This is a genomic window from Ferruginibacter sp., from assembly GCF_031430955.1.
GTDB lineage: Bacteria > Bacteroidota > Bacteroidia > Chitinophagales > Chitinophagaceae > Ferruginibacter.
This window is the reverse complement of record NZ_JANPCM010000527.1, coordinates 1-6,293: the sequence shown is the minus strand read 5'-3', so window position 1 is coordinate 6,293 and position 6,293 is coordinate 1. Positions and strand designations below refer to the sequence as shown.

The 6,293-nt window shown below is 34.4% G+C and carries 7 protein-coding genes; 2 read left to right on the top strand and 5 right to left on the bottom strand.

Features of this window, described 5'->3' with window-relative positions:
* Positions 1 to 376 precede the first annotated feature (376 nt).
* A complete protein-coding gene (locus ACY65O_RS14845) occupies positions 377 to 733 on the top strand; it encodes a hypothetical protein (RefSeq protein ID WP_462221642.1) in 357 nt (118 codons plus the stop codon).
* A 191-nt stretch (positions 734 to 924) separates the two neighbouring features.
* A complete protein-coding gene (locus tag ACY65O_RS14840) occupies positions 925 to 1,281 on the top strand; it encodes a hypothetical protein (RefSeq protein ID WP_462221641.1) in 357 nt (118 codons plus the stop codon).
* A 149-nt stretch (positions 1,282 to 1,430) separates the two neighbouring features.
* Here ACY65O_RS14840 and ACY65O_RS14835 read toward each other — a convergent pair whose 3' ends face one another.
* The 5 genes from ACY65O_RS14835 to ACY65O_RS14815 form a co-directional block, all read right to left on the bottom strand.
* On the bottom strand, positions 1,431 to 3,935 hold the full coding sequence (locus ACY65O_RS14835; RefSeq protein ID WP_462221640.1) for a DUF5916 domain-containing protein: 2,505 nt from the start codon (positions 3,933 to 3,935) through the stop codon (positions 1,431 to 1,433).
* Positions 3,936 to 4,071: 136 nt separating this feature from the next.
* Positions 4,072 to 4,890 (bottom strand): SDR family oxidoreductase, encoded by an 819-nt coding sequence (locus ACY65O_RS14830; protein ID WP_462221639.1) that lies wholly within the window; start codon positions 4,888 to 4,890, stop codon positions 4,072 to 4,074.
* A gap of 141 nt (positions 4,891 to 5,031) precedes the next feature.
* On the bottom strand, positions 5,032 to 5,445 hold the full coding sequence (locus ACY65O_RS14825) for an OsmC family peroxiredoxin (protein WP_462221638.1): 414 nt from the start codon (positions 5,443 to 5,445) through the stop codon (positions 5,032 to 5,034).
* 22 nt (positions 5,446 to 5,467) lie between these two features.
* Positions 5,468 to 6,085, bottom strand: a complete 618-nt coding sequence (locus ACY65O_RS14820) for a nucleotidyl transferase AbiEii/AbiGii toxin family protein (RefSeq protein ID WP_462221637.1) — start codon at positions 6,083 to 6,085, stop codon at positions 5,468 to 5,470.
* Positions 6,078 to 6,293: hypothetical protein (locus tag ACY65O_RS14815; RefSeq protein WP_462221636.1), on the bottom strand; the 216-nt coding region annotated here is incomplete at its 5' end. The genes ACY65O_RS14820 and ACY65O_RS14815, both read right to left, overlap by 8 nt.

The window sequence follows — 6,293 nt, the reverse complement described above, 5'->3', positions numbered from 1 at the left end:
ATTATATGGTGTGATAGATGACAATGTGCATCTTCTAAATAGCTTACGTTTAATTGATTAACTGGAAGATGCAAAAAAAGATTTCGAGTTCCTGATCTATCCCGGTGGCAGGCATGGATGGGGAGGTAATAAAGGTTTGCATTTTCAAAACTTAAAAACAAAATTTATTTACAAATATTTATTAGAGAAAGAAGCGCCAGTGGCTTTAATTAAATAATATTACTGGTATTATTAGCCGCAGCATTACAAATAAATATTTGATGCTGCGGTTTTTTATTTTATTGCCGCAATAAACTCACTAAAACAAATACAGTAAAACACTTGCAAAGCCGGTGTTTAAATATTATTTTTCAACCTAAACCAAAAATCTACTAAAATGAAACAGCTTTTTCCAACACGATTTGCCGAAATTTTATACGCTCTTGCTATTGCTGCTTTTGGCATAATGCATTTACAATATGGAAAAGCAGGTTCAGGTGTTCCTTCTTTTATGCCCGGCAATCCCTCGATATGGTTGTATATTTCTGGTGCAGGATTTTTATTAGCAGCAATTGCTATCATCATAAATAAATACAAAAGAATGGCTTGTTATTTATTAGCTGTAATGGTAATAATACTTATTTTAACCGTTCGTTTACAGCCTGCCATTAACCAGGGAATGCTTGAGCGTCCATTATTAGATGGTATTGTAGCAATGGCAGCAATAATTATTGGTAATAATTCTTCCAGATAAAATATCACCACAAAGAATTCTCCTGCAATACTGAAATAAAATTTTCACATTTTAAACCCCTGCATTGTAATTCGATTACAGTTCAGGGATTTTTTATTTTCAAGTCTTCATTCCCAAAAACAAATAGCTTAAAACACTTGCAAACGCCATGTTTAAGTATTATTTTCATATTGAATTAAAACCAAAATATTATGGAACCGTTAGTATCTTCTAAAATTGCAGCCATTATTTATGCGCTCGCTATTGGAACTTTTGGGGTTTTACATTTCCTTAATGTTGATGCAATGAAAGCCAGTGTACCTGATTATATGCCGGGAGATGGCGGTATATGGATTTATTTTACCGGTGCCTGTATGATACTTGCAGCAATTGCAATTATCATAAACAAATATACCAGGCTTGCCTGTTATTTATTAGCAGCAATGTTCTTAATTTTTGTTTTTACTCTTCACTTAAAACCTTTATTAAGTGGTGGGTTTACTCACCTTCTTAAAGACATCTCAATGGCAATGGGTGCAATACTTATTGGCAATAACAGCAGCAAATAGTTTTTAATAAAGTGAGTCTGTCTTAAAAGTACCAGCGTTTGTCATATTGAGTTTATCGAAATGTTACAATCGCTGGCAAACAAATCTGCAAACATTTCGATAAACTCAATGTGACGGATTTGTTTGCTTTAGAGACAGCCTGTTTTTATCTACTTCTTTTTTGCAAGCTGCTTCCTTGCAGTTAAATAATCTAAAAAATAAATTACCCTAACAGAAAAACTATTGGCCTGCGGTCCGCTTATAGTTTTATCCAAATTATAAAAATAGTTTTTCTCAAAATCTCTGTTAAACGATTCGCTAATATCTTTCCATACAATATTTATAAAACTACCCTGTGCAAATTGCCAGGTATAAACCAAATCGGTACTAAAGAAATTATAATTTTGATTCCTGTTTTTTGTAAATGGTACAGAAGGTGTTACCACATCGCCATATTTATCTAACTCATAAAATTGTTGTGGAGCTACTTTGCTCCAATAATGCCTGGCCCGTAAAGTAATACCCATCCTGTTGGTAAAATTGTATTTTACTCCCAGCGTATTTTCAACGGTTCGTATATCCCTTCTTGAAAAATAAATCTCGTATCCATTGGTAAATATGGCGTTCTGTAAAGTATCAGCATAGCCGGCATTGTTTTTTTGAAAGTCCATAGTTAAAGAATTATTTATAGAAAATTTGCTGCTGAACCGTATTTTACCAAATAAGGTTGGGTTAATACTTTGCCTTTTAAATACTCCCCCTTTTCCTCCAAATATTTCTCCGCCCCACGATAATTTTTTGGATGAATTACTTTCCCACCATACGGCCATGCCAACCCTGCCTTTGTTTTTAAAAACCCTTCCGGGTTCCCTTGCTTCATAAAAATCATTGTAATTATATCCCCAGTTTACATTAACACCAACAAACCATAATTTTTTTGTTTGCCCGTTCATATTCACATTTCCACCACCATTTTGATACATCATTTCTTTTCGCTTCAATACATCTATCGGCGTTACTAAACGGCTGTAAAAAGTATTAAAATTTAAACGAAAATTATTAAAAAACTTTTTTGGCTGCAGCCATTTGTACCCCATCCACAAACCATTATCAATGGTATTGTTATTGGTAAAATATCCCAAATCGCTCTTATCGTATTTTGCATTACTCAACTCCTGAAAAATATTGAAATTAAACCGGCCGCTGGTTTTACCAAAATTAAAGGAGTGGGCATAGCCGGTAGTATTTTTTCCACCTTTGCCCAATAAATTGCTTAAACTGGCACTGCCACCAAAATTCCATTTATTCTTTTTATCGTTAAGATCAAATAAAAATGAACTTACATTGGCATCATAATCTTTTGCCGAACGCCAAACATTGGTGTTTACAAAAGATATACTGCTGTTATACTTCATAGTTTGGTCGATTACAAAAACATTATAGTTGGTAAGCGGATCGGTTTCTATCTTTCTTTGTTCTTTATTGTTGCTGTTCTCTACCAAAGCAAACTGTGGTTTTGTTACAGCATTCAGCACGCCAATGCCCAAACCTTTTTGTGTACGTCCGCTAATTTTTGTTGCATTTACCAATTTACTTTGCTGTGGATTTTTTAAAACCGCTTCGTCACTGTTTACCTGGTAATCCACATCATAGTAATGTATGGGCTGCCCGCCAATGCGCCTGCTGTAAAATAAATTTCCTTTATTAAACAGTTCCGTGCCTTCGGTAAAAAAAGTTCTGTTTTCATCATACTTTACTTCAAACGGCGTAAGATTTAAAATTCTTTTGTCGCTTTGTACCTGACCAAAGTCCGGTATCAGTGTCATGTCTAAAGTAAAAGCCTGGTTCAATCCATACTTTACATCCATACCGCCATTTACCTGTGTATTCCAGTTTTTTAAATCTGTTTGTTTATAGGGAAAATGATTTACATAAGTAGAAAAATAAGGAGAAAACTGCAAACGTAATGGTGGCTTAATATCAGTTAAGCCTGTAAGCATACCTTCCTGTGTTAAAAAACCATTTGCAGTAGGATCAATAGATTGCCAGAATAATTGTTCGCCACTTTTTTGCCTGCGTCGTACAATATTTAATCCCCAGTCCTGAACTTTCTTTTTACCAAAACGAATGGCTGAGTAAGGTAAAAACATTTCAAAGCTCCATCCATCATTGTGAATTTTTGCATTGCTTTGCCAAACAGCATTCCAGCTAAAATCTTCGCTGTCTCCATTAGGGTTTGGAGCTTGTTTAGCATCAAACTGTTCGCCAAGCGGCGTAACAAAATATTCAAAGCCATTAATTTTATCATTGTACGTATCAAAAATTACACCTACAAAATCATTGTTACCAAAACCATCCCTGCCTACTAATTCCGAGGCAATACTGTCTTTAAATTTTTCGTGAAAATATCCGCCAATGTAAATGCCTTCATCATTATACAAAAAATACATTTCACTTCTGTTATCAGGATTTTCGGGTTTAAATGGAGTGGGGCGCAAGGCTACAAACTTATCCGCAACTTGTGCATTTTTCCATTCAGGTTCATCTATTACCCCATCAATTTTTAATGACTTGGAAATGCGCTGTGCAGAAATTTTTTTCTTTTCAGTCTGGCTGAAAGCTGTTGCAGTAAGGAGCATGCAAAAGCATACTGCTCTTAGGTTAAAGAAGTTCATGGCTATACTTTTTTGGTTTTGATCAAGACATTATTCATGGCGTAATAATGCTGGTACGAAATTAAACGTACAGCGAGGTAAAATGTTACCACTCATCAAAACAAAAAAGTATTAGCCTTTTTTTAACAGGGAATTTTTAAACAAACAAATCATTATATAATTGTGCGCCGGGTACTACGGAATATTTACTAAGGTCGGTAATGCCTTCTTTGGCTAAAACTTCTTCATCAATAAAACTATTACCGGTGCATGTTGCAGCAGCTTTTCTTAAAATATAATAAGCAGCGTCGGCAATAATATCTGTGGTACGGCTCATCTTCATCAGCATTTCGCCACCCAATAAATTATTTACTGCAGCGGTTGCAATAGTTGTTCGTGGCCATAATGTATTAGCAGCAATATTATATTTTTTTAGTTCTGCTGATAATCCCAACGCAATCATACTCATGTTATATTTACTAATGGTGTAAGCCAAATGATTGGCAAACCATTTCATATCCATATTTATTGGCGGTGATAAATTAAGGATATGTGCGTTGGTAGATTTTTTTAATAAGGGAATACAGGCTTTACTTACCATGAAAGTTCCTCTTACATTTATATCATACATTAAATCAAAACGCTTGGGTTCGGTTTGCTCTGTTGGGGTTAAATTAATTGCTGATGCATTGTTTACTAAAATATCAATACCACCAAATTTTTCTGCTGCCTTATCAATTACATTTTGAATCTGGTCTTCAAAACGGATATCGCATTGCACTGCCAGTGCTTTACCACCTGCTGCTTCCATTTCAGCAGCAGCAGAAAAAATGGTACCTCCCAGCTTAGGGTTTTCTTCTACACTTTTACTTGCAATTACAATGTTTGCGCCTTCTGCTGCTAAGCGCAAACCAATTGCTTTTCCAATACCACGGCTTGCCCCGGTAATTAAAACTGTTTTATTTTGAAAAGACATAATCTGCTTTTTATTTACAATCAAATGTAGCTTATTTAAACCTTAAACAAAATGCCGGCAGTTAGTTTTTTGAGAGGGCTTCAAAAATAAAAATCCCTCAGCTTATAGTATAAGCCGAAGGATCATTAATTCCAGTAACCTCTAATTGGTTAAACTTACTTCGTAAGTTTTATCTACATTTAATAATTTAGATATTAAGCAGTTCGCTTTTACATCTTCCATGCATTCATCAAATTTTTCCTGGCTAATACCCGGTACTGTTGCTTTTACTGTTAAATGAGCATTTGTAATTGCTCCGGCATCTAAAGTGATAGTGCTGTTTACATCTATAGTTTCGGCGGTAAAGCCGGCACCACTAACTACAAAAGTTAATTTCATGGCAAAACAGCCCGAAAGTGCTGCTGCCACTAATTCTTCAGGGTTGGTACCAACTCCATCTGCAAAGCGTGAGTTAAAAGAATATTGTGTTTTGTTTAAAACTGTGCTTTGTGTGGTCAAATGTCCACTTCCTTCTTTACCTGTACCGTTCCAAACGGCAGTTGCGTTACGTTTCATTTTTTTTATTTTTATTTAATTATTAAAATCCTGTTAATGCTGCGTCTATCAAAAATTCTTTAATGGTGTTTTCATCGGTTTCAAAGCCTGGTAAAAAATCTACTGCCTCAGAATAATTTATATCTTCAAAATAGCAAAGTTGCTTTTTAAATAAAATTGGATTAAAGCTGTCATTAAAAATTTCTTTTGCTTTTTCAGCAATTTCTTCAATGCTGTAAAATCCTTTTATCAAAAAATATAAATCAACATAATCTTTCCATTTTCCCCGGCCACCTAAAGCAAAGGCTTTCATTGCTGCAAGCGTTATTAAATCCGGCATTTTAAAATAATCCCCGTATTCAACCTTACTTTCTATTGAAAAGGGGTATTGAAAAAAGGTAAGTTTTACTTCATTTACAATAAAATGAATTTGATCGGGCAAAGATTTTATAATAAAAGATGAAAAGCCAGAAACTGCTACATCTTTCTTTATACCTGTGGAATTTATTTTTTCAAGAGTGAATAAATCAAAATCAATTGAATACCTATGTCCAATATGTAATGCTATAGCTGTTCCCCCTACTAAATAGTAGTTACGCCTGTATTTTTTTATTAACGGCAGCAGCTCTTTTTGCCTATCACTAAATATTTGACTATGCATGTTTTGTAAAATACAGCCGGAAAAAATTTTTTGCCAATGGGTCGTAGTTATTAGATACCCTTTCTGATTCACTTAATTGCTCAAAAAAAATAGAGGATGCTTTTTGTTTTCCCAGCAGCTTGATTAAAGCTTTCACATCTTCTTCTTTAGCATAATTTAAAAAAAATTCAAGCACTACCGGTAATGGCAAATTCTCTTTTTCACTATC